This is a genomic window from Sphingomonas sp. VDB2 (genome assembly GCF_047946695.1).
Lineage (GTDB): Bacteria > Pseudomonadota > Alphaproteobacteria > Sphingomonadales > Sphingomonadaceae > Sphingobium > Sphingobium bisphenolicum.
Genome location: NZ_CP159615.1, coordinates 2,008,307 through 2,026,749 on the forward strand (window position 1 = coordinate 2,008,307; position 18,443 = coordinate 2,026,749).

Consider the following 18,443-nt stretch of genomic DNA (forward strand, 5'->3'; position numbering starts at 1 on the left):
CGACGGACAGCTTTACTTCTTCTTCCCGAAGTCCACCGTCACGACATTGGAGCCGTCTTCGGCCGTCACCTGCGGCCCGTCATTCTCCGCTTCGTCATGCGGCTCGGGCAATTCATCCGCCGCGACCTGGAATTGCAGCGCGAAATTGACCGCGGGATCGACGAAGGCGGTGATCGCGCTGAAGGGAATGTTGAGGTGGGCCGCGACCTGGTTGAAGGTCAGGCTGACTTCGAAATGATGGTCGCTGACCTTCAGGTCCCAATATTTATTCTGGAGGACGATCGTCATCTCGTCCGGGAAGCGCTCCACCAGATGTTTGGGGATATCGACGCCCGGCGCGTTCGTCTTGAAGGTGATGTAGAAATGATGCGCGCCCGGCAGGCCGCCGGACTGCTGCACCTCGCCCAGCACGCGGCCGACGACTGCACGCAGGGCCTCCTGCACGATTTCGTCATAGGGAATCAGGCTGTCGGGCAGATCTTCGCTCATGGCGCAATGTCCTAACGGCCCGAAACAGGCGGTCAACCCCCGCAGGCGGATTGCATGAGCAGATTGCATGATGGGCGCTACACGCTATAGGGCGGCCATGCGCACGGCCGAGATTCACCGCAACACGGCGGAAACCCAGATCGACGTCACCGTCAACCTCGACGGGACTGGCCTCTATACGGTGTCGACGGGCATCGGCTTCCTCGATCATATGATCGAGCAACTGTCGCGCCATTCGCTGATCGACATGGATGTGAAGACGGTCGGCGACCTGCATATCGACCAGCATCACACGACCGAGGATACCGCGATCGCGATCGGCGAGGCGCTGGGCAAGGCGCTGGGCGACAAGCGGGGGATCAGCCGCTATGGCAGCGTCTATTCGCCGATGGACGAGACGCTGAGCCGCGTGGCGCTCGACATTTCGGGTCGCCCCTGGCTGGTGTGCAAGCTGCCCTTCACCGTCACCAAGGTCGGCGAATGGGACACGGAGATGGTGGAGCATTTCTTCCACAGCTTCGCCCAGGCAGCCGGCATCACGCTGCATATCGAGCTGCTCTATGGCAGCAACAACCATCATATCGTCGAAAGCGCGTTCAAGGGTCTGGCCCGCGCGCTGCGCCAGGCGGTGGAGATCGACCCGCGCAAGGCGGACGCGATTCCCTCGACCAAGGGCATGTTGTAACAGCGCAACGAAAGGCTGGACCCATGTTCATCATATCGCTGACCTATACGGCTCCGGCCGATATTCTGGACGGCCATCTGGCGGACCACCGGGCCTGGCTGGACCGCGGCATTGCCGATGGCTGGCTGCTGCTGGCCGGCCGCCGTGAGCCGCGCACCGGCGGCATATTGCTGGCCCGTGGCGATCGCGCGGCGATCGAGGCGAAGGCGGCGACCGATCCCTTCGTCGTCAACGGCGCCGCTACGGCTGAGGTGATCGCATTCAACCCGGTGCGCGCGGCGGCGGGCGTCACTCTGGAGAGCCTGCTCGCATGATTGCCCTGATCGACTATGGCGCGGGCAATCTCCATTCGGTCCATAATGCTCTGCGCAAGGCTGGCGCGCACGATGTCGCCATCACCGCCGACGCCGATGTCGTGGCCAAGGCCGATCGCATCGTCCTGCCGGGCGTGGGCGCTTTCCGCGCCTGCCGCGATGCGCTGGTCGCGATCCCCGGCATGGTCGACGCCATGAACGAGGCGGTGAACGGGCGTGGCACGCCGTTCCTGGGCGTATGCGTGGGCATGCAGTTGCTGGCCGATGCCGGCGAAGAGTTCGGCCGGCATGAGGGGCTGGGCTGGATTCCCGGCACCGTCCGCCGGATCGAACCGACCGACGCCGCCGTCAAGGTGCCGCATATGGGCTGGAACGATGTGGTGCTGAACGGCGCGCCGCCGCTCATCGAGGCGGGCGAGGCCTATTTCCTGCACAGCTATCATTATGAGGCCGCCGATCCCGCCCATGTCGCCGCGACGACCGACCATGGCGGGCCTCTCGTCGCCGCAGTCGCGCGCGACACCATCATCGGCTGCCAGTTCCACCCCGAGAAAAGCCAGCGTTACGGGCTGGCCTTTATGGCGCGGTTTCTGGATTGGAAGCCGTGATATAATGCAACATCCGTTCGGTTCGAGCCTGTCGAGAACCCTCGCGCAACAGGTTCTCGACAAGCTCGAACCGAACGGAATTTTGGAAGTCGCATAATGTCCCTGATCGTCTTTCCCGCCATCGACCTGAAGAACGGCCAGGTCGTCCGCCTCGCCGAGGGGGATATGGACCGCGCCACCGTCTATGGCGACGATCCCGCCGCGCAAGCGCTGCTGTTCGCGCAAGCGGGCGCGCAGCATCTCCATGTCGTGGACCTCGACGGCAGCTTCGCCGGCCATGCCGTCAATGCGCAGGCGGTCGAGAAGATCGTCGACGCCTTTCCCGGCCATGTCCAGTTGGGCGGTGGCATCCGCAATCGCGAAGCGGTGGAGCGCTGGTTCGACCTCGGCGTCTCGCGCATCGTGATCGGTACCGCAGCGCTCAAAGACCCCGCCTTCGTCAAGGCGGCGGCGCGCGACTTTCCCGGTGGCATCGTCGTCGCGGTCGATGCCCGCGACGGCTTCGTCGCGACCGACGGCTGGGCGGAAAAGAGCGATATGGAAGTGATCGACCTCGCCCGCCGGTTCGAGGATGCCGGCGTCGCATCGCTGCTCTTCACCGATGTCGGCCGCGACGGGATGCTCAAGGGCTGCAATATCGACGCGACCGTCGATCTCGCCCGCGCCACCGACATTCCGGTGATCGCCAGCGGCGGCGTGGCGGGGATCGCGGACATCCGCATCCTCAGCCTCCATGCCGACGAGGGGATCGAAGGCGTCATCACCGGCCGCGCCCTCTATGACGGGCGGCTGGACCTCAAGACCGCGCTGGCGGTCGCCAAGGCGGCGGCGTGAGTAACGTGACATCCCACGGGTATTGGAAACCAGTCGCATGACCGTCCGCACCCGCGTCATCCCCTGCCTCGACGTCGCCAATGGGCGCGTGGTCAAGGGCGTCAATTTCGTCGATCTGAAGGATGCCGGCGACCCGGTCGAGCAGGCCAAGCTCTATGACGCGGCCGGGGCGGACGAACTCTGCTTCCTCGACATCACCGCCACCCATGAAGCGCGCGGCACCATCCTCGACGTGGTGCGCCGCACCGCCGAAGTCTGCTTCATGCCCGTCACCGTGGGCGGCGGGGTGCGCACGCCGGACGATGCGCGCGCGCTGCTGCTGGCAGGCGCGGACAAGGTCGCGGTCAACAGCGCGGCGGTCGCCCGGCCCGAACTGGTCGCCGACATCGCCGACCGCTTCGGTAGCCAGTGCATCGTCGGGTCCGTCGATGCGCGTAAAGTGAGCGAAGGCCGGTGGGAAATCTTCACCCATGGCGGTCGCCAGCCGACCGGCATCGACGCATTGGAACATGCCCTGCGCCTGGCGGACCTGGGGGCGGGCGAACTGCTCGTCACCTCGATGGATGGAGATGGCACCAAGGCGGGCTACGACCTGGCGCTGACCCGCGCCATCGCCGACGCGGTATCGATTCCGGTGATCGCCAGCGGCGGGGTCGGCACGCTCGACCATCTGGTCGAGGGCGTGGTGCAGGGCCATGCCAGCGCGGTGCTGGCCGCGTCCATCTTCCATTTCGGCCAACACACGATCGCTGAGGCCCATCGCGCGCTCGCGGCGGCGGGCGTGCCGGTGCGGTCGGCCTGAAAATGTCGATTTACTTTACAGCAACCATGATTTCCGCTGCTATGTTAACCATCATTATTCCCTGAAATACTGGGAATTCTACCCCATGGCATGGACCCTGCTTAACCAAGTCCGGGTCGCGTTCAACCATTACAGGTTCAACGCAAACGGGGTGATTTGATATGAAACTTCCTAAGATGCTTCTCATGGCCGGCGCCGCCGGCCTCATGGGCGCCGCCGTGCCGGCGCCCGCCAACGCCACTTTCTGGTGCTGGTTCGGAAAGTGCGGCGGTTCGTCTTCGGGTGGTTCGACCAGCGGCGGCGGCTCGTCGGGCGGCACGCCGACGCCGGTGCCGGAGCCGGAACAGATGGCGCTGTTCGGCATGGGTGCGGCCGTTCTGGCCGGCCGCATGTTCTTTGCGGCCCGCAAGCGCAAATAATCGATTGACGGGTCGCGCGCACGGCGCTTGATGGCGGCCATGCGCGCGACCCTTCATAGCCTCGAACAGACCATCCGCCAGCGGCGGAGCGCCGACCCGTCGGCCTCCTATGTCGCCAAGCTGACCGCCAGGGGCCGCGCCAAGATCGCGCAGAAGGTCGGCGAGGAAGCGGTCGAGACGGTGATCGCCGCCATGGCGGACGATCGCGACGCAGTGATCGGCGAAAGCGCCGACCTGCTGTTCCACCTGCTGCTGCTGCTGGCCGATGTCGATGTGCCGCTCGACGCGGTGCTGGACGAGCTGGACCGGCGCGAAGGCGTGTCGGGCATCGCCGAAAAGGCCGCGCGCCCGGTGGATTGACGCCCCATTGGGGAAAGATGTTGCCTGCCCTGCGTTGATGCGTCAGCTTCATATCAGGAAAAGGGGGAGGCATCATGGTTCGCACTCTTGTCGGCGGCCTTCTGGGCGGCTTTGCCATTTTCATCACCGGCTTCATCTTCTGGGGCACGCCCTTGTCCGCGCTGGCGCTCAGCCGCACCGACGAACAGGCCAGCGCAAACCTGCAGGCCGCGATGGCGCAGGCGCTGACCCCGACCGGCACCGGCGTCTATGTCATCCCCGACCCCGCGACGGCGCAGGGCACCATCCTCTACGGCAAGGGGCCGGTAGCGCAGATATTCTACAATGAAGGCGGCTTTCCGGTGATGGATAGCGGCGCGCTGATCGGCGGGCTGATCCTGGCGCTGGTCGTGGGCGTGCTGATCGCGTTCGCCCTGCGTTTCGCACTGGCCGATTTCGCCAGCCGCGCCCGCGCCTCCATCCTGTTCGCGCTGGCGGCCGTCCTATGGCTGCATATCGGCCAGGCGGTCTTCAACCACGCGCCCTGGGGCTATATTCTCTATCTCGCCTTCAGCGATTTCGTGGCGCTGGCGCTCGCCGGCCTGATCGCGGCCAAGCTGATGGAGACGAAGGCCGAAGCCACGGCTGCGGCGGACGCCGGCACGTTGCATTAAGCGGACGCTTCCTCCGCCAGCCGGATCATGCAGGCGGCGTGGCGCCGGGCGATCGCCATGCGATCCTCGCCATAGCCGCCGCCCATGGTGCTGGCGAGCGGCACGCCCCGCCCCCGCGCCTGCCGCATGACATAGCGGTCGCGCGCATCCAGCCCGGCATCCGTGAGCGCCAGCCGTCCCAGCCGGTCCGCCCCATGCGGATCGACCCCCGCCTGATAGAGGATCAAATCCGGCGCGAAATCGTCCAGCACGCGCGGCAGCACCTCCGCCAGCACCGCCAGATAGGCCGCGTCGCCAGTCCCATCCTCCAGCCCGACATCGAGCGTCGAGCGCGCCTTGCGCACCGGGAAATTCTTTTCCGCATGGATCGACAGGGTGAAGATATCGCCGCGCCCGGCCAGCAGCGACGCGGTGCCGTCCCCCTGATGCACGTCGAGGTCGAGGATCAGGATGCGCCCCGCATCGCCCTCCGCGATCAGCCGATGGGCGGCGATGGCTAGGTCGTTGAACACGCAATAGCCCGCCCCCGTATCGTGCAGCGCATGATGGCTGCCCCCCGCGGCATTGGCGGCATAGCCATGCACCCTCGCCAGCTTCGCCGCCGCCCAGGTGCCGCCGGGCGACAGCATCGACCGGCGCATGACCCGCTCCGTCACCGGAAAGCCGATCCGCCGTGCCTTTTCCAGCGGCACCGTCAGGGTCATCACCTCTTCCACATAGGCGGGATCATGCACCGCCTCGATCCAGGCGCGCGGCATCTGCAAAGGCTCAACCGTCTGGAAATCCAGGCCGCTTTCGCGCAGTGCATCCATCACCAGCCCATATTTGTCGAAACGAAATCGGCCGCCATCTGTTGCAGGGGAGACATAGGCGGGATGGTGAACAACGTGCAGCATGATCTTTTCCGCTATGGCGATTTGAACCGTGGCGGCTTTGCGCTATCTGGTCCAGCATGAACCGTCCCGATCTGATCCGTATCCCGCTGCTGGCGCTGCTTGGCGTCGCCGCGTTCCCCGCCGTGGCACAGACCCCGCCGCCCGCCGTGGCGCCCACATTGTCTGTGCCGACCGTCCAGCCCGTCCCGGTCCCCCCGCCGCCCGTGCCGATTCCGGCGCTGTCCCCGGCGCAGGAGGCCTGGGCCAATGACTGGCTGAAGAATGGCGCGGCGCAAGGGCTGATGGCCCGGCAGAAGGCGAGCGGCCCGCTGAGCGGCGATGCGCTCGTGAGCGCCCTGCTCGATCGCGCCAAGGCGCTCAGCACCGGCCGCGTCGATACCGCCGACTTCCTCCAGATCTGGGCGCTGCGCCCCGGCGCCTTCGACCCGCGCCCCGGCCTCGCCAAGGCGGTGAGCGAGGATCGGCTGTCGCAATGGTCCACCGGCCTCACCCCGCCCTGGTCGGGTTATGACACGCTGCGCAAGGGCCTCGCCAAATATGAGGCGATCCGCGACAAGGGCGGCTGGCCGACGCTGACCGCGTCCAGCGCGCCCGATGTGGTGCGCGCGCGCATCGCGCTGGAAGATCCGGCCGTCACCCAGAATGAAAAACTGGTGGACGTGATCCAGCGCGCCCAGCGCCGCTATGGTCTCGAACCCACCGGCACGCTCGGCACGCGCACATTGGCCGAACTCAATGTCGGCGTCGATGACCGCATCGCCGCGATCATGGCCAATATGGAACGCTGGCGCTGGATGCCGCGCAGCCTGCCGGTCAATCGGGTGCAGGTGAACATCGCCGCCGCCGTGCTGACCGTGTTCGAAGGCGACCAGCCGGTCACCTCGATGCGCGCGGTCACCGGCAGCCCGACCAACCAGACGCCGATGCTGACCTCCAGCATCCATTCGATCGTGGTCAATCCGCCCTGGAACGTGCCGATGTCGATCGCCAATCGCGAACTGTTTCCCAAGGGGCGGGCGGCGCTGGCGCGACAGGGCTACAAGATCGTCAAGACGCCCGAAGGCGGCGAACGCATCGTCCAGCCGGCAGGCCCCGGCAGCGCGCTCGGCCGGTTGAAGTTCGACTTCAACAACCCCTTCGCCGTCTATCTGCACGACACCCCGTCGCGGGGCAAATTCTCCAGCTATGACCGGCTGGCCAGCCATGGCTGCATCCGCCTGGAAAAGCCGGTGGCGCTGGCCGAACTGATGGTCGCGGCCGACCCCAATCTGAACGGCCAGATCCAGACGCTGATCGACGAAGGCAAGACCCAGCGCGTATCGCTGCCCAGCCAGGTGGCGGTCTATCTGCTCTACTGGACGGCTTTCGCCGGCAATAACGGCACGGTCAGCTTCCGCGCCGACCCCTATGGCTGGGACAAGCTGCTCGCGCAGAAGATCGAGGCGTCCAGCCGCCGCGTCGATCCCACCGCTGCCCCCTCTCCCGCTATCGCATCGAAGGACTGATCCATGCGCACACTCGCTTTCGCCGCCCTCGCCGGCGCCTTGCTCCTCTCCGCCTGCGGCAAGAAGGAAGAGGACACCCCGACCGTCACCAACAATCTGGTCGAGCCGCCGGTCGAAAATGTGATCGTGCCGGAGCCGGATGCGCCACTGCCGGAGCCGCAGGACAATGCCGTCGCGACTCCGGCCGCGCCGCCGCCTTCGGTGTCGGAACAGCAGCAGATTCAGGATGATGCGGAAGCGACCGGCATGACCTCGCGCCTGCCCGAAGGCGGCGAACAGAGCCAGCCGGCGGACGGGACGAGCACGACAGGCGAGTGAAAGCGCCCGCCCCGCTCTTGGACCGGGGCGTCGCCTTTGCTATATTGCGGCCATGGATCGCCGCAATTTTACGAAGTTCGCTTTAAGCGGACTCGCCTTTTCGTTTCTGTCGGACAGCATGGGTCGCGCCGCGCTGTCCTCGACAGGGCCTGAACCATTGAGTCCGGCGCCGGTTCCCACCGTGCCTGCAACGCCGCGCGCAGTGGCGCAAAAGCCCTATGCCGCGCTGCTGGAACGCGCCAAGGCGGCGCTCGACCGCCATGCCGACGCCTTCGCCCTGCGCGACCGGCTGGCGATCGTCGATTTCGACGCCCCGTCGAAAAATCCGCGCATGCATATCGTCGACCTGATTGGCGGCCAGACCAGCAGCTATCTGGTCTCGCACGGCCGCGGCTCCGACCCCGAACATTCCGGCTGGCTGCACAGTTTCTCGAACGAGTTCAACTCGCTCGCCAGTTCGTCCGGCGCGTTCAAGACGGGCGACATGTATTTCGGCCAGCATGGCCGGTCGATGCGCCTGCTGGGCCTCGACCCCCAGAACAACAATGCCGAACCGCGCGCCATCGTCATCCATGGCGCCGATTATGTGAGCGAGGATCATGTCGCCGCCTGGGGCAAATGCGGTCGCTCCGAAGGCTGTTTCGCCGTCGCCCCCCATATCGTGCCGCAGGTGCTGGGCCTGTTGGGGCCGGGCCGGATTCTCTACGCCGACAAGATCGGGAACGGCTGACGGAGCGGTCGCGAAGCGAAGCGCACTCCCTCAGCCGTCATTCCAGCCAACCGAACCGGCCTACGAAAAAGGCCGAAGCATCGCCCCGGCCTTTTTCGTCTTGTCGGGGATGGAACCTACCCCACCGTGCCCGCAGGCCCGGTCATGGTTTCGATCGACGGCTTGTTCATGGCGTCGATCGTTCCGTCGGCCATCATCGCCTTGCCCATCGTGATGGCCTCGTCGCGCAGCCCCTCCTCGGTTGAGGTCTGGCTGGCGCCGATCAGGGCCGACAGCAGCACGTTCCTGCTCACCGCGTCGCCCGGTTGATCCGTTACGGTCTGGCGCGCCAGGGTCAATGCTTCCTCATAATAGGTATCGGCCGCGCCCCGGTCATGGTCGCGCAATTCCTGGTTCCCCATCTGGATCAGGATGCCGGCCAGGATGTTGCGGCCGGCCGCATCGGCGGGCTTGGCCTCCACCACCTTGCGCCAGTGCGGCAGCGATTCGCCATAGAGCGCGATCACCTTGTCCATCTGCCCCAGCGCGCCATAGGCGGCGGCATCGGCATAGAGCGCATTGGCGAGGAAATTGACATTGTCGCCCTTGGACGGGTCGGCCTCTACCGCGGTCCGGATCGCCGGCATGGCGGCGTCATATTTGGCGACCGCACCGGCATTGTCGCCCTTTTGCTGGGCGGCCTGGCCGGCGGTGAAGTCGGTCACGGCCTTGTTGAAGGCGGCGATTTCGGCCGGGGTCAGTTCGCGCGCGACGGGCGTTTCAGCGGCGGCGGGCGCGGCTTCGGCCGGCGGCGCTTCGGGCGGAGCGGCATCGGGTGTCTGCTGCGCCAGCGCCAGCGGCGCGGCGAGCATCGAAACGAGGGTCAAAGCGGTGTTGCGGAACGTTGATGCCAACGTCTGGGTCTCCCTTGTCACGGCATTGGATAGTTGGCCGGACGCTATGCGCCCCTGCCAACAACAGAATGAACGAAACAGCGTTCGGGTTCCTAACGCTTTAGCACCGGCTCATCGCGCAAAAGGCGCCGGCCATGGCAAAATCGGCCGTGCGCCGTGCCGTGGCCGCGGCGGCCAGCGCATCTTCGCCCCATAGTTCGACCTGCCACGCCGCGTCGATTTCGGCCGCCTGCCACACCCGGTCGAGGTCATGTCCCCCCTCGACGATCGCCAGCCCGCAGACGAGCGATCCGCTGAGCGACACCAGCGTCGACAGGCCGACCAGCGTGAAAGGATCGCAGGCCGCGACCGCCGCGCCCAGCCGGGCGAGCGTTTCGGGCGGCTGCGGCACCGGGATGATCCCCTGCGTAACGGCGAACGTCACGTCGTAGCGCGTCCGCGCCCAGTCGAGCAGCGGCTCCCACGCCGCTGCCTGCCGCGCGACCAGCGTCGCCGGCCCGTCGGCGCGATAGCAGAGCAGGTCGGTTTGCGCATATTGCGCTATCCCGTCGGCAAAGGCTGCCGGCCTGGGCGCGACATGATCGATCGCCGCATTGGCGAGGCCGGTCATCGGCATGGACGCGGGATCGACCGTCTCCCCCTGTGCCCGCCATTCCTGCGCGACCGCTTCGGCCAGCGCGGGCGTCGGCAGCACCAGCAGCGCGCGCGCCGGGGTGCGGACCACGCGGCCGTCCAGCCGGATGGCAAAGCCGCCATCCTCGGCGACCATCGTCACGTCGGTGTAGAAACGCTTCATTGCGGCGGCCGCGTGCGGAACAGCGCCAGCAAAATGCGCGGCACGGCGATGAACTGGAACAGGCCGGTCACCACCATGATCGCGCCGAATGCCTTGGCCTTGTCGCCCTGCACCCAGGCGAAGCGCTGCATGATGGCGAGAAAGCCGAACATCACGATCAGCGCACCCGACAGGCGGAACAGGCCGATCGCGAAATGGCGCTGGCGCGCGACCGAATCGGGATTGGGTTTGGGCGGCGGAGCGGGCGGAAGATCGGTCATGGCGCGCCGATATGGCCGCGTAATTCCGCGCTGTCCATCGCCACCGCATGGGCGCCCGCCGCGACCAGTTCGCCCGGCAGATGATAGCCCCACGCCACGCCGATGCTGCGCACGCCCGCGGCCAGCCCCATGGCGATGTCGAAGCTGGTGTCGCCGATCATCACCGTGGTGTCGGGCGCCGCCCCCGCTTCCGCCATCGCGGTCATCAGCATCGAGGGGTGCGGCTTGGACGGGTGGCGATCGGCGGTCTGCAGCGTCACGAACCGGTCGATGATACCATGATGGGTGAGGCACAGGTTGAGGCCGCGGTCCGACTTGCCGGTCGCCACCCCCAGCAACCATCCCGCCGCGTCCAGTTCCGCCACCAGATCGGCGATGCCGGGATAGAGCGGTTCCTGCACCCCCTGCTCGCGCCGCATCGCCTGGAACGCCAGCTTGTAGCGATCGGCCAGATGATCGTGGAAATCCGCCTCCGCATCGGGCAGCAGCCGCGCCATCGCGACCGGCAGCGACAGGCCCACCGCCGACAGGATCGCCAGCCGTTCGGGCGGCGGCAGTTGCACATCCTCGAAGGCGCGGACCATGGCGGTGCAGATGCTGTGCTGGCTGTCGACCAGCGTGCCGTCGCAATCGAAGACGACCAGGCGATTGCTCATGCCGCGTCCCCTTCGCCCAGAGTCGCCCGCATCAGCGCCGCCAGCGGCGCATTGCCACCGGCGTCCAGCGCATCGGCCACGCCGATCCGCGCCGCTTCCGGCTTGTCCTGCCCCAGCTTGGCAGTGCCGTGCAGCGCGTCCACCCGCATGGCGAAGCCGACGAGCCCACCGAGCAGCCGGTCGAACTGGCCCGCCCCCATCTTGTCGCGGGTCCAGACCGGCTTTGGCGCCAGCCGCCGCTCCTGCTCCTGGGTGAGCGCATCGATCTGCGCAATCGTCGCGTCCCGGTCCAGCCGCGCCATCGGCCCGCGCAATTCGGCCGACAGATAGTTCCAGGTCGGCACCTTGTCGGGCAGGCCATACCAGTCCGGGCTGACATAGCCATGCGGCCCGGTAACGACGATCAGTGCGTCCGCTCCGTCCAGATGCCGCACGATCGGATTGGCGCGATGGATGTGCAGGCCGATCCGCCGATCGTCCAGCCAGACGACAGGCAGATGCACCACATGCATCCTGTCGGGCGCGGCGACGCAGAGCAGGCCGAAGCCCGCCTGTCCCACGAAATCGCGGATCGCCGCCTCATCCGTCCAGCGATAGGGCGCCCCCGGCGTCATTCGCCGCGGCCGCCACCCCGCGACCGGCGCTCGCCCTTGCGATCCTTGCGCACCTGCTTGGCGTGCTGGCGCGCGAACTTCTTCTCGTCCTCGCGGGTCGGGGTCCGGTCGATCTCGTCGTCCAGCGGCATGTCGCCCAGGGAGAGGTCGAAGCCCAGATCCTCCAGGCTGTTGGCGAAATGGGTCGGCAGGTCCGCCATCACGTCCACCCGCCCGCCATCGGGATGATCCACCCGGATGCGGCGCGCATGCAGGTGCATCTTGCGGCTGATCGACCCGGTCAGGAAACTGTCCTTGCCGCCATATTTGCCGTCGCCCACGATCGGGTGGCCGATCGCCGCCAGATGGACGCGTAACTGGTGCGTTCGGCCGGTATAGGGTTGCAGTTCGACCCAGGCGGCGCGGTTGCCGGCCCGTTCGATCACGCGATAGCGCGTGCGGGCGGGCATCCCCTCTTCCTCGTCCACATGCATCTTCTCGCCGCCAGTGCCCGGCTGCTTGGCGAGCGGCAGCTCGATCATGCCGTCATTGATCGACGGCACGCCGATCACCAGCGCCCAATAGACCTTGCGCGCGGTGCGGCTGGAGAAAGTCTTGGCGAAATGCGCGGCGGACCGGCTGGTCCGCGCCAGCAGCAGCGCGCCCGACGTATCCTTGTCCAGCCGGTGGACCAGTTTGGGGCGCGATTCGGAATCGAACAGCAGCGCGTCGAGCAGCTTGTCGACATGCTCGTCGGTCTTGGTCCCGCCCTGCGTGGCCAGCCCCGGCGGCTTGTTGATGACGATGGCCTGCGCATCGCGATGGATCACCATCTCCTGCGCATAGGCGATCTCGTCGGGCGTCAGGTCGATGACGCGGACGCGCTTCGCCTTTTCGGGCATATCGGGCCGCGCTTCGGCGGGGGGGACGCGGATCGTCTGCCCCTCGACGATGCGGTCGCCCGGCGCGGCGCGCGCGCCATCGACCCGCAACTGGCCGGTGCGCGACCAGCGCGACACGATATTGAAGCCGACATCGGGCAGATGCCGCTGGAACCAGCGGTCGAGGCGGATGCCGTCATCGTCGGCGGCCACGCGGAACTGGCGCACGTCGAGCGACACGCCCTTGGCGGCGCTGCTCTTGGCGGCGACGGGCTTGGCTGCGGCCGGTGCGGCCTTGGCCGCGGCGGGCGCAGCGGCTTTCGTGCGGGGCTTGAACGGCGGCTTGCCGCCCTCCCCCTTGCGCGCACTTGCCGCCTTCGCGCCCCCACGGGCGCGGCCGGGCGCGCCGGGCTTGCCGTCGGCGGATTTCCGGTCGAACTTGCGGTCAGCGGGCTTTTTATCACCCGGCTTCTTGTCGCCGAAGCGCTTGTCCGAGGGCTTGCCGCTGGCGGAGTGGCCCGCAGGCTTGCCGTCGCGCGGCCCCTTGCCGCCGGTCGCGCCCGCGCCGGGCCTGGCGGGAGGACGCCCCTTCATGCCACGACACTCCGCATCACGGTCAGGCCCACGCCCAGCGCCACGGTCGCGCCGATCACCGACGCCAGCGCATAGCCGCTCGCCAGTATGACGTCGCCGCGCTGGATCATCAGCATGGTTTCGAGGCTGAACGCGGAAAAGGTGGTGAAGCCGCCCAGCACGCCCACACCCAGCAACAGGCGGATCGGCTCGCCCGACACGCTGCCCCCGCGCGCCAGCCATCCGGCGAGCAGCCCCATGGCGAAACCGCCGATCAGATTGGCGGCGAAGGTACCCCAGGGCCAGGCCGTACCGGGCGCCATCTGCCCGGCGAAGCGCCCCAATTGATAGCGCAAGGCGGCGCCCACGGCGCCCCCGCCCATCACAAGAAACATATTGGTCATGCAAAGCGCCCTATAGCGAATCCGTCGAAGGGGAAAGCGCGCAATCAGGCGGTTGTGACGAGCTGCGCCACCGGCCGCCGATGCGCCGCGATGCAGGTCACGACGCTCAGCACCACCAGCAGGAAGGCCGCGCTCTCCAGCCCGGTCGGCCAGCGCCCTTCCCAGGCGAAGCCATAGATCAGCGCGAAGGCGGTTTCGAACAGGATCATCTGCCCGACCATGGTCAGCGGCAATAACCGGCTCGCCCGGTTCCACAGCGCGTTGCCCACGATCGAGGCCAGCAGCGCGACAGCGACCGAGACGGTGGCGAACTGCGTCCAGGCGGCGGCGTCATGCCGGCCCAGCCCCAGCCACAGCACGACCGGCAGGAACAGCAGCGCCTGGCATCCTGTCGCCAGCCCGATCAGCAGGTTCCAGTCCTGCGCCGGCATGTCGCCCTGCCGCCGCAGCCAGTGATTATTGCCGATGGCGAAGGCGGCCCAGGATATCAGCGCCCCGACCGCGCAGGCAAAGCCCAGCAGCCGCGTCGCTACCGGCCCCGGTCCGGGCATGACCACCGCCTGCCAGCCGATGCACAGCGCGCCGGCGACGCACAGCAGCAGCGAGGGCGCCAATTGTCGCAGCGGCACCGCGCCCGCCTCCCGGCTGCCGATGATCGTCACCGCCACCGGCAGGAAACCGACCACCAGCGATGTCATGGCGACGCCGCCCATCTGCACCGCGCTCACCAGCAGCACATAGTAAAAGAGGTTGCCGGCCAGCGCGAGCCAGGCCAGCGCCCACAATAGGCGCGGCGTCATCCGCGCAGCCAGCATCCGCCAGCGCGGCGCGACGAGGATCAGCGACAGCGCGCCATAGGCCAGATAACGGCCGACCGCCTGCTGCAACGGGGTGAAGCCGCGCACCACTTCGGGCGCCACGAACACCAGCCCCCACAGCGCGCCCGCGCCCACACCGCACGCGATGCCCGCCAGCATCGTTCCGCCTGATCCCTTGGTCATACCCGTCCGTCTTTCCCGCCCGACCGCCTGTCGATCCCGAATATTATCATCACAACAGCGGGAAAAATGCTCTTGATTGCCCCAGAAAATGCAACAATTACTCGTCCATGCCCGATATGCGCACTCCAGACCCGTTCGACCGCGCGATCCTGCGAATCATCCAGCGCGACAATCGCACGCCGCAACGCGCCATCGCGCAGGCGGTGAACCTCTCCACCGCAGCGGTGCAACGCCGCATCGCCGCCATGGAAAAGGCCGGGATCGTCGCCCGCAACGCCGCGATCGTCGATCCCGATGCGGTGGATTTGGACATCACCGCGATCGTGGAGGTTCATCTGACCGACGAACGCTCCGCCACGGTCGACCGCGCCAAGGCGCTGTTCCGCGCCGATCCGGCTGTGCAGCAATGCTATTATGTGACGGGCGGCTGCAGCTTCATCCTGCTGATCATATCGCCCGACATGCGCCATTATGACGCCACCACCCGCCGCCTGCTGTCGGACACCGACTTCGTCGCCAGCTTCCACAGCTTCCTCGCCCTCGACCGGGTGAAGGCGGGGATGGAATTGGTGATAGCGTGAGGGGGCGGACTTTGGTGGGAAGCGGACAGGCAGCTTTTTAGAACGTGTTGATGCAAAGCAGTCGCTGTCAAAACTTTATGTGGCGAGATGCGTCTTCGACGCCTCTCACAATTTTTCGGCCGCAAGCTGCTGGCTGCCTTTCTCGGCAATCGTACTCCTTCTCAAAAAGAAATTTTTCCTTCCAGAAGTACGTCACTCTCAACCCGTCACTATTTCCAGCAGTCTTATCAATGTTAGCGATAAGAACCGTCTCCCCATCCACGTTAATTGTCACGACATTAGATCGCATAATCCCGAAAAATACAGCATTAGAGAGCTTATCGCTGACGACAATGGCTCTCCCATAATTAATCGTAACGGGTACGCCGGGGCGGTTTCGTGCACTAGCCTCGGCGGACATCATCAACAGAAGCCCCGCCATGATAGCCGATCTTAGTAGTTTTTGCATTGCTGCTCCCGTCAGCTTTCGGGCATCCTGATCCGGAAGATAAAGGTCCGCAAGTGGTCGCCTCCCGACGATATAAATTTCGTCATTGCGAGCGTAGCGAAGCAATCCATGTCGCGCCGGTGGATTGCTTCGCTACGCTCGCAATGACGACGCTTGGTTTATGCTCGTGCTTAAAGTGCCCATCAGGCAGCGACAACCACCTCATAGTCGCGCGCCAACAACCCCATTGCCCTCCGCGCCGGCCCCATTACTCTCCCCGCCATGTCGGAACGGAAACTCAGGGCGTGGCAGGCGGCGGGGCTGATCGACGCCGATACCGCCAGCGCGATCGGCGCGTGGGAAGCCGCGCATAGCCGGCCGATCGGCGTCTGGGCGATCGTCGGGCTGGGCGCGCTGACGATCGGGCTGGGGCTGGTGTCGATCGTCGCCGCCAATTGGGATGCGATTCCCGGCACGGCGCGGCTGGCGATCCATTTTGCGATCATGGGCGCGCTCGCGGCAGGGATCGGGTGGCGGTTGTTGAAAGGCGATCTGAACCCAATAGTCAGCGACGCCCTGCTCTTCGTGGCGGCGGTGCTGGGCCTCACCTTTTTCGGCCATCTGGGGCAGGTTTACCAGACCAGTTCGCCGCTGTGGCAGCCGCTGCTCGCCTGGCTGCTGCTCTTCTCGCCGCTGCTTCTATTGTTCGGGCGCGGCTGGCCGGTTGCGGGCCTGTGGATGGCAGGGCTGCTGGGCACGCTGTGGGCGCACGCCGACGATCATGACCGTGTCTGGTCCCTATTCGGTCGCGTCTCGCCGACGCATCCGTCGCTCTATTGGGGACTGATCGCCTGCCCGCCGATCCTGGTCGCCGGCGCCGCCGCCCTGATGCGCGGCAGGAGCAATCGCCCCGCCTTCTGGCGGCTGATCGAACAAATGGCCGCTACGACGATCTTCGCGGGCGTCAGCATCGTCCTGCTGCTGCGCGGCTGGGACAGCGACAGTGCGGTCCTGCCCGGCAGCGCCGCGATCCAGAGCGTCGCCCTGCTCTGTGCCGCCGCGGCGATCGCTTATGCCCGGCGCACCGCGTCCGGCCGGGCGACCGCAGCGCTGCTGGTCGTTGCGGCGTTGCTGCATCTGGGCCAGGCGCTGCTGCCCAACCTGCATGGCACCGCCCGGGCCTGGATCGCCAGCCTGTTCTTCCTCGCGCTCTGGGGCGCGGTCGCCGCCGGTGCGATCCATGCCCGTTGGCGGCGCATCTTCCAGGCCGCCGTCGCGCTGGTCGCGCTGCGCATCATCATCCTCAGCTTCGAACTGAATGACGATTTGCTGGGCAGCGGCGTGGGGCTGATTCTGTCGGGCCTGTTCGCCATGGCCGTCGCCTGGGCCACGATCCGCCTGTCGCGCCGTTATGCCCCTGCGCGCGGAGAGGGCGCATGACGCCAGCCCGCCATCGCCTGATCCTTGCCGCCGCGCTGCTGCTGCCGCTCGCCGCCCTGTTGGCAAGCTGGGCCATGATCCACCGGCAGGCGCAGCAGGGGGAGGACTGGCTGATCCCGATCGAGGGCTATGACCCGCGCGACCTGCTGCGCGGCCATTATGTGCGCTATCGCTACGCCTGGCCGACCGCGCCGTTGCGCGAGGGGGAGAGCCGGGTCGACCCCGCTTATGCCAGCGCCCTGTGCGTCACCGGCATCGCGCCGCACATCCGAACGGTGCGCCCTGTATCCCCAACGGATGCGACCGGGGACTGCGCCATCATCCTCCGTGCGACATTGGGCGCGCGGCAGGAGGTCCGCAGGCTTGAAAGCGAGATATTCTACGCCTCGCAGGGCCAGGCGATCGCCCTCTCCCGCAAGCTGGCCGATCCGCGCCTGCAAGGGCTGGTCCGCGTCCGGGTCCGCGCCGACGGCGTCATGCGCCCGGTCGCGCTGGACTTCCGCCCCCGCCCGAAACCGCAGGTTGCGCCCTAAAGCTCCAGCCCGATCAGCGTCCCGCTGCCGATCCGGTCGACATGCCGCTTGCCGTCAATCTCCAGCCAGTCGGGCGTCACCTCCAGCCGGCGGCCGTTGATCGTGGTGCGCAGATGCTCCACCGCGATCCGGTTGCGCGCGACGATCCGCAGCACCGCAAGGCCATCGCCCCGCGCCGCCATCATGCTGTAGCGGTCGCCGCGCAGCAGGAAATGCCAGCTACCATCGGTCGGCTTCCATTCATTGCCGTCGATGATCTGCGTCGCCACCCCGTCGGGCGAGCCCAGCCGCACGCTGATCCGCGTCGCGCCATTGGTCCGGCGCGGCGGCGCGAAGATCAGGATCGGCTCGCCCTCCAGCGTGATCGGGATCGGCGTGTCGCGCAGCAGCCGCGATCCACCGACGATCAGTTGCGGCAATTCCGCCGAAAAGGGCAGCCGGTCGCGCGCGAAATGGCGCTGGCGCACCACCGGATTGGCGTGGAAGCTGTGGACCTGGGTCGCGGTCAGCCGCCCTTCCTCCACCAATCCGTGGCATGTCGGGCACAGCAAGGTCGCCCCCGGCCCGTCCGGCAGCCGCAGATAGCGGTAGATGGTGACGCCGCACCGCACGCAGGCAAAGCCGCAGGCGTGGCGGATTTCGGCGCGCTGCTCGGCCGTCAGGTCCGGCAAAGACGGCATCACTCGCAAACCAACCATGGAAGACGACCCCTTATCCCGCCGTTCACCCCTTTGTGAACGGACGTTCCTGACATGGCGTCCTCTTGCGAATTGAGGCTCTGCGGCCCCTCTT

General features: G+C 66.9%; 26 protein-coding genes. 14 read left to right on the top strand and 12 right to left on the bottom strand.

Annotated features, from left to right (window positions below; all coding sequences use genetic code 11):
* Positions 1 to 12: 12 nt before the first annotated feature.
* Complete coding sequence (locus ABT375_RS09935) at positions 13 to 489, bottom strand: SspB family protein (protein WP_224550528.1); 477 nt, start codon at positions 487 to 489, stop codon at positions 13 to 15.
* Between the two features lie 97 nt (positions 490 to 586).
* On the opposite strand from ABT375_RS09935, the gene hisB reads away from it, so the two are divergent.
* The 8 genes from hisB (at position 587) to ABT375_RS09975 (ending at position 5,164) form a co-directional block, all read left to right on the top strand.
* Positions 587 to 1,174, top strand: coding sequence for an imidazoleglycerol-phosphate dehydratase HisB (gene hisB / locus ABT375_RS09940; RefSeq protein WP_261936685.1), 588 nt, complete (start codon positions 587 to 589; stop codon positions 1,172 to 1,174).
* A 23-nt stretch (positions 1,175 to 1,197) separates the two neighbouring features.
* Entirely contained in the window at positions 1,198 to 1,488 is a 291-nt protein-coding gene (locus ABT375_RS09945) for a YciI family protein (RefSeq protein WP_066606340.1), read from the top strand.
* Complete coding sequence (gene hisH / locus ABT375_RS09950) at positions 1,485 to 2,096, top strand: imidazole glycerol phosphate synthase subunit HisH (RefSeq protein ID WP_416462326.1); 612 nt, start codon at positions 1,485 to 1,487, stop codon at positions 2,094 to 2,096. The genes ABT375_RS09945 and hisH overlap by 4 nt, the downstream gene beginning before the upstream one ends.
* Positions 2,097 to 2,192: 96 nt before the next feature.
* Positions 2,193 to 2,930, top strand: coding sequence for a 1-(5-phosphoribosyl)-5-[(5-phosphoribosylamino)methylideneamino]imidazole-4-carboxamide isomerase (hisA, locus tag ABT375_RS09955; RefSeq protein WP_224550530.1), 738 nt, complete (start codon positions 2,193 to 2,195; stop codon positions 2,928 to 2,930).
* Between the two features lie 37 nt (positions 2,931 to 2,967).
* Positions 2,968 to 3,732: an imidazole glycerol phosphate synthase subunit HisF gene (hisF, locus tag ABT375_RS09960; protein WP_224550531.1), complete on the top strand. Its 765-nt coding sequence runs from the start codon at positions 2,968 to 2,970 to the stop codon at positions 3,730 to 3,732.
* 161 nt (positions 3,733 to 3,893) lie between these two features.
* Complete coding sequence (locus ABT375_RS09965) at positions 3,894 to 4,151, top strand: PEP-CTERM sorting domain-containing protein (RefSeq protein WP_416462327.1); 258 nt, start codon at positions 3,894 to 3,896, stop codon at positions 4,149 to 4,151.
* Between the two features lie 39 nt (positions 4,152 to 4,190).
* Complete coding sequence (locus ABT375_RS09970; protein ID WP_224550533.1) at positions 4,191 to 4,511, top strand: phosphoribosyl-ATP diphosphatase; 321 nt, start codon at positions 4,191 to 4,193, stop codon at positions 4,509 to 4,511.
* Positions 4,512 to 4,585: 74 nt separating this feature from the next.
* Positions 4,586 to 5,164, top strand: coding sequence for a hypothetical protein (locus tag ABT375_RS09975; protein WP_416462328.1), 579 nt, complete (start codon positions 4,586 to 4,588; stop codon positions 5,162 to 5,164).
* Here ABT375_RS09975 and ABT375_RS09980 read toward each other — a convergent pair.
* Positions 5,161 to 6,060, bottom strand: a complete 900-nt coding sequence (locus ABT375_RS09980; RefSeq protein ID WP_416462329.1) for a histone deacetylase — start codon at positions 6,058 to 6,060, stop codon at positions 5,161 to 5,163. The two genes, ABT375_RS09975 and ABT375_RS09980, sit on opposite strands and share 4 nt — an antisense overlap.
* Positions 6,061 to 6,116: 56 nt before the next feature.
* Here ABT375_RS09980 and ABT375_RS09985 point away from each other — a divergent pair, with 56 nt between their 5' ends.
* Genes ABT375_RS09985 through ABT375_RS09995 form a run of 3 tightly spaced genes read left to right on the top strand, consistent with a single transcriptional unit; the run spans position 6,117 to position 8,613 of the window.
* Positions 6,117 to 7,565, top strand: a complete 1,449-nt coding sequence (locus ABT375_RS09985; RefSeq protein WP_416462330.1) for a L,D-transpeptidase family protein — start codon at positions 6,117 to 6,119, stop codon at positions 7,563 to 7,565.
* Between the two features lie 3 nt (positions 7,566 to 7,568).
* Entirely contained in the window at positions 7,569 to 7,883 is a 315-nt protein-coding gene (locus ABT375_RS09990; protein WP_416462331.1) for a hypothetical protein, read from the top strand.
* 52 nt (positions 7,884 to 7,935) lie between these two features.
* A complete protein-coding gene (locus ABT375_RS09995; protein WP_416462332.1) occupies positions 7,936 to 8,613 on the top strand; it encodes a murein L,D-transpeptidase catalytic domain family protein in 678 nt (225 codons plus the stop codon).
* Between the two features lie 116 nt (positions 8,614 to 8,729).
* Here the strand turns inward: ABT375_RS09995 and ABT375_RS10000 are convergent, their stop codons facing one another.
* The 8 genes from ABT375_RS10000 to ABT375_RS10035 all read right to left on the bottom strand — a co-directional run bounded on the left by ABT375_RS10000 (position 8,730) and on the right by ABT375_RS10035 (position 14,670).
* A complete protein-coding gene (locus ABT375_RS10000) occupies positions 8,730 to 9,464 on the bottom strand; it encodes a hypothetical protein (protein ID WP_416464877.1) in 735 nt (244 codons plus the stop codon).
* A gap of 142 nt (positions 9,465 to 9,606) precedes the next feature.
* Positions 9,607 to 10,302, bottom strand: coding sequence for an ATP12 family chaperone protein (locus ABT375_RS10005; RefSeq protein ID WP_416462333.1), 696 nt, complete (start codon positions 10,300 to 10,302; stop codon positions 9,607 to 9,609).
* The gene (locus ABT375_RS10010) at positions 10,299 to 10,562 is read right to left on the bottom strand and encodes a hypothetical protein (protein WP_261936159.1); all 264 of its coding nucleotides are present in this window, start codon (positions 10,560 to 10,562) and stop codon (positions 10,299 to 10,301) included. The genes ABT375_RS10005 and ABT375_RS10010 overlap by 4 nt, the downstream gene beginning before the upstream one ends.
* Positions 10,559 to 11,218 carry an HAD-IA family hydrolase gene (locus tag ABT375_RS10015; protein ID WP_261936158.1) on the bottom strand — a complete coding sequence of 220 codons (660 nt, stop codon included), beginning with the start codon at positions 11,216 to 11,218 and terminating at the stop codon, positions 10,559 to 10,561. Before ABT375_RS10015 ends, ABT375_RS10010 begins: the two co-directional genes overlap by 4 nt.
* Positions 11,215 to 11,832 (bottom strand): FMN-binding negative transcriptional regulator, encoded by a 618-nt coding sequence (locus ABT375_RS10020; RefSeq protein ID WP_261936157.1) that lies wholly within the window; start codon positions 11,830 to 11,832, stop codon positions 11,215 to 11,217. Before ABT375_RS10020 ends, ABT375_RS10015 begins: the two co-directional genes overlap by 4 nt.
* On the bottom strand, positions 11,829 to 13,286 hold the full coding sequence (locus ABT375_RS10025; protein WP_416462334.1) for an RluA family pseudouridine synthase: 1,458 nt from the start codon (positions 13,284 to 13,286) through the stop codon (positions 11,829 to 11,831). Before ABT375_RS10025 ends, ABT375_RS10020 begins: the two co-directional genes overlap by 4 nt.
* Positions 13,283 to 13,669: a fluoride efflux transporter CrcB gene (crcB, locus tag ABT375_RS10030; protein WP_416462335.1), complete on the bottom strand. Its 387-nt coding sequence runs from the start codon at positions 13,667 to 13,669 to the stop codon at positions 13,283 to 13,285. Before crcB ends, ABT375_RS10025 begins: the two co-directional genes overlap by 4 nt.
* Positions 13,670 to 13,713: 44 nt before the next feature.
* A complete protein-coding gene (locus tag ABT375_RS10035; RefSeq protein ID WP_416462336.1) occupies positions 13,714 to 14,670 on the bottom strand; it encodes a DMT family transporter in 957 nt (318 codons plus the stop codon).
* Between the two features lie 107 nt (positions 14,671 to 14,777).
* Here ABT375_RS10035 and ABT375_RS10040 point away from each other — a divergent pair, with 107 nt between their 5' ends.
* Complete coding sequence (locus ABT375_RS10040) at positions 14,778 to 15,251, top strand: Lrp/AsnC family transcriptional regulator (protein WP_416462337.1); 474 nt, start codon at positions 14,778 to 14,780, stop codon at positions 15,249 to 15,251.
* 67 nt (positions 15,252 to 15,318) lie between these two features.
* Here the strand turns inward: ABT375_RS10040 and ABT375_RS10045 are convergent, their stop codons facing one another.
* Positions 15,319 to 15,672, bottom strand: coding sequence for a hypothetical protein (locus ABT375_RS10045; RefSeq protein ID WP_416462338.1), 354 nt, complete (start codon positions 15,670 to 15,672; stop codon positions 15,319 to 15,321).
* 288 nt (positions 15,673 to 15,960) lie between these two features.
* Here ABT375_RS10045 and ABT375_RS10050 point away from each other — a divergent pair, with 288 nt between their 5' ends.
* Together ABT375_RS10050 and ABT375_RS10055 are read left to right on the top strand one after the other, a co-directional pair.
* On the top strand, positions 15,961 to 17,118 hold the full coding sequence (locus ABT375_RS10050; RefSeq protein ID WP_416462339.1) for a DUF2157 domain-containing protein: 1,158 nt from the start codon (positions 15,961 to 15,963) through the stop codon (positions 17,116 to 17,118).
* Positions 17,115 to 17,651, top strand: a complete 537-nt coding sequence (locus ABT375_RS10055) for a GDYXXLXY domain-containing protein (protein ID WP_416462340.1) — start codon at positions 17,115 to 17,117, stop codon at positions 17,649 to 17,651. The genes ABT375_RS10050 and ABT375_RS10055 overlap by 4 nt, the downstream gene beginning before the upstream one ends.
* Here ABT375_RS10055 and ABT375_RS10060 read toward each other — a convergent pair.
* Positions 17,648 to 18,349, bottom strand: coding sequence for a hypothetical protein (locus ABT375_RS10060; RefSeq protein ID WP_416462341.1), 702 nt, complete (start codon positions 18,347 to 18,349; stop codon positions 17,648 to 17,650). The two genes, ABT375_RS10055 and ABT375_RS10060, sit on opposite strands and share 4 nt — an antisense overlap.
* Positions 18,350 to 18,443 lie beyond the last annotated feature (94 nt).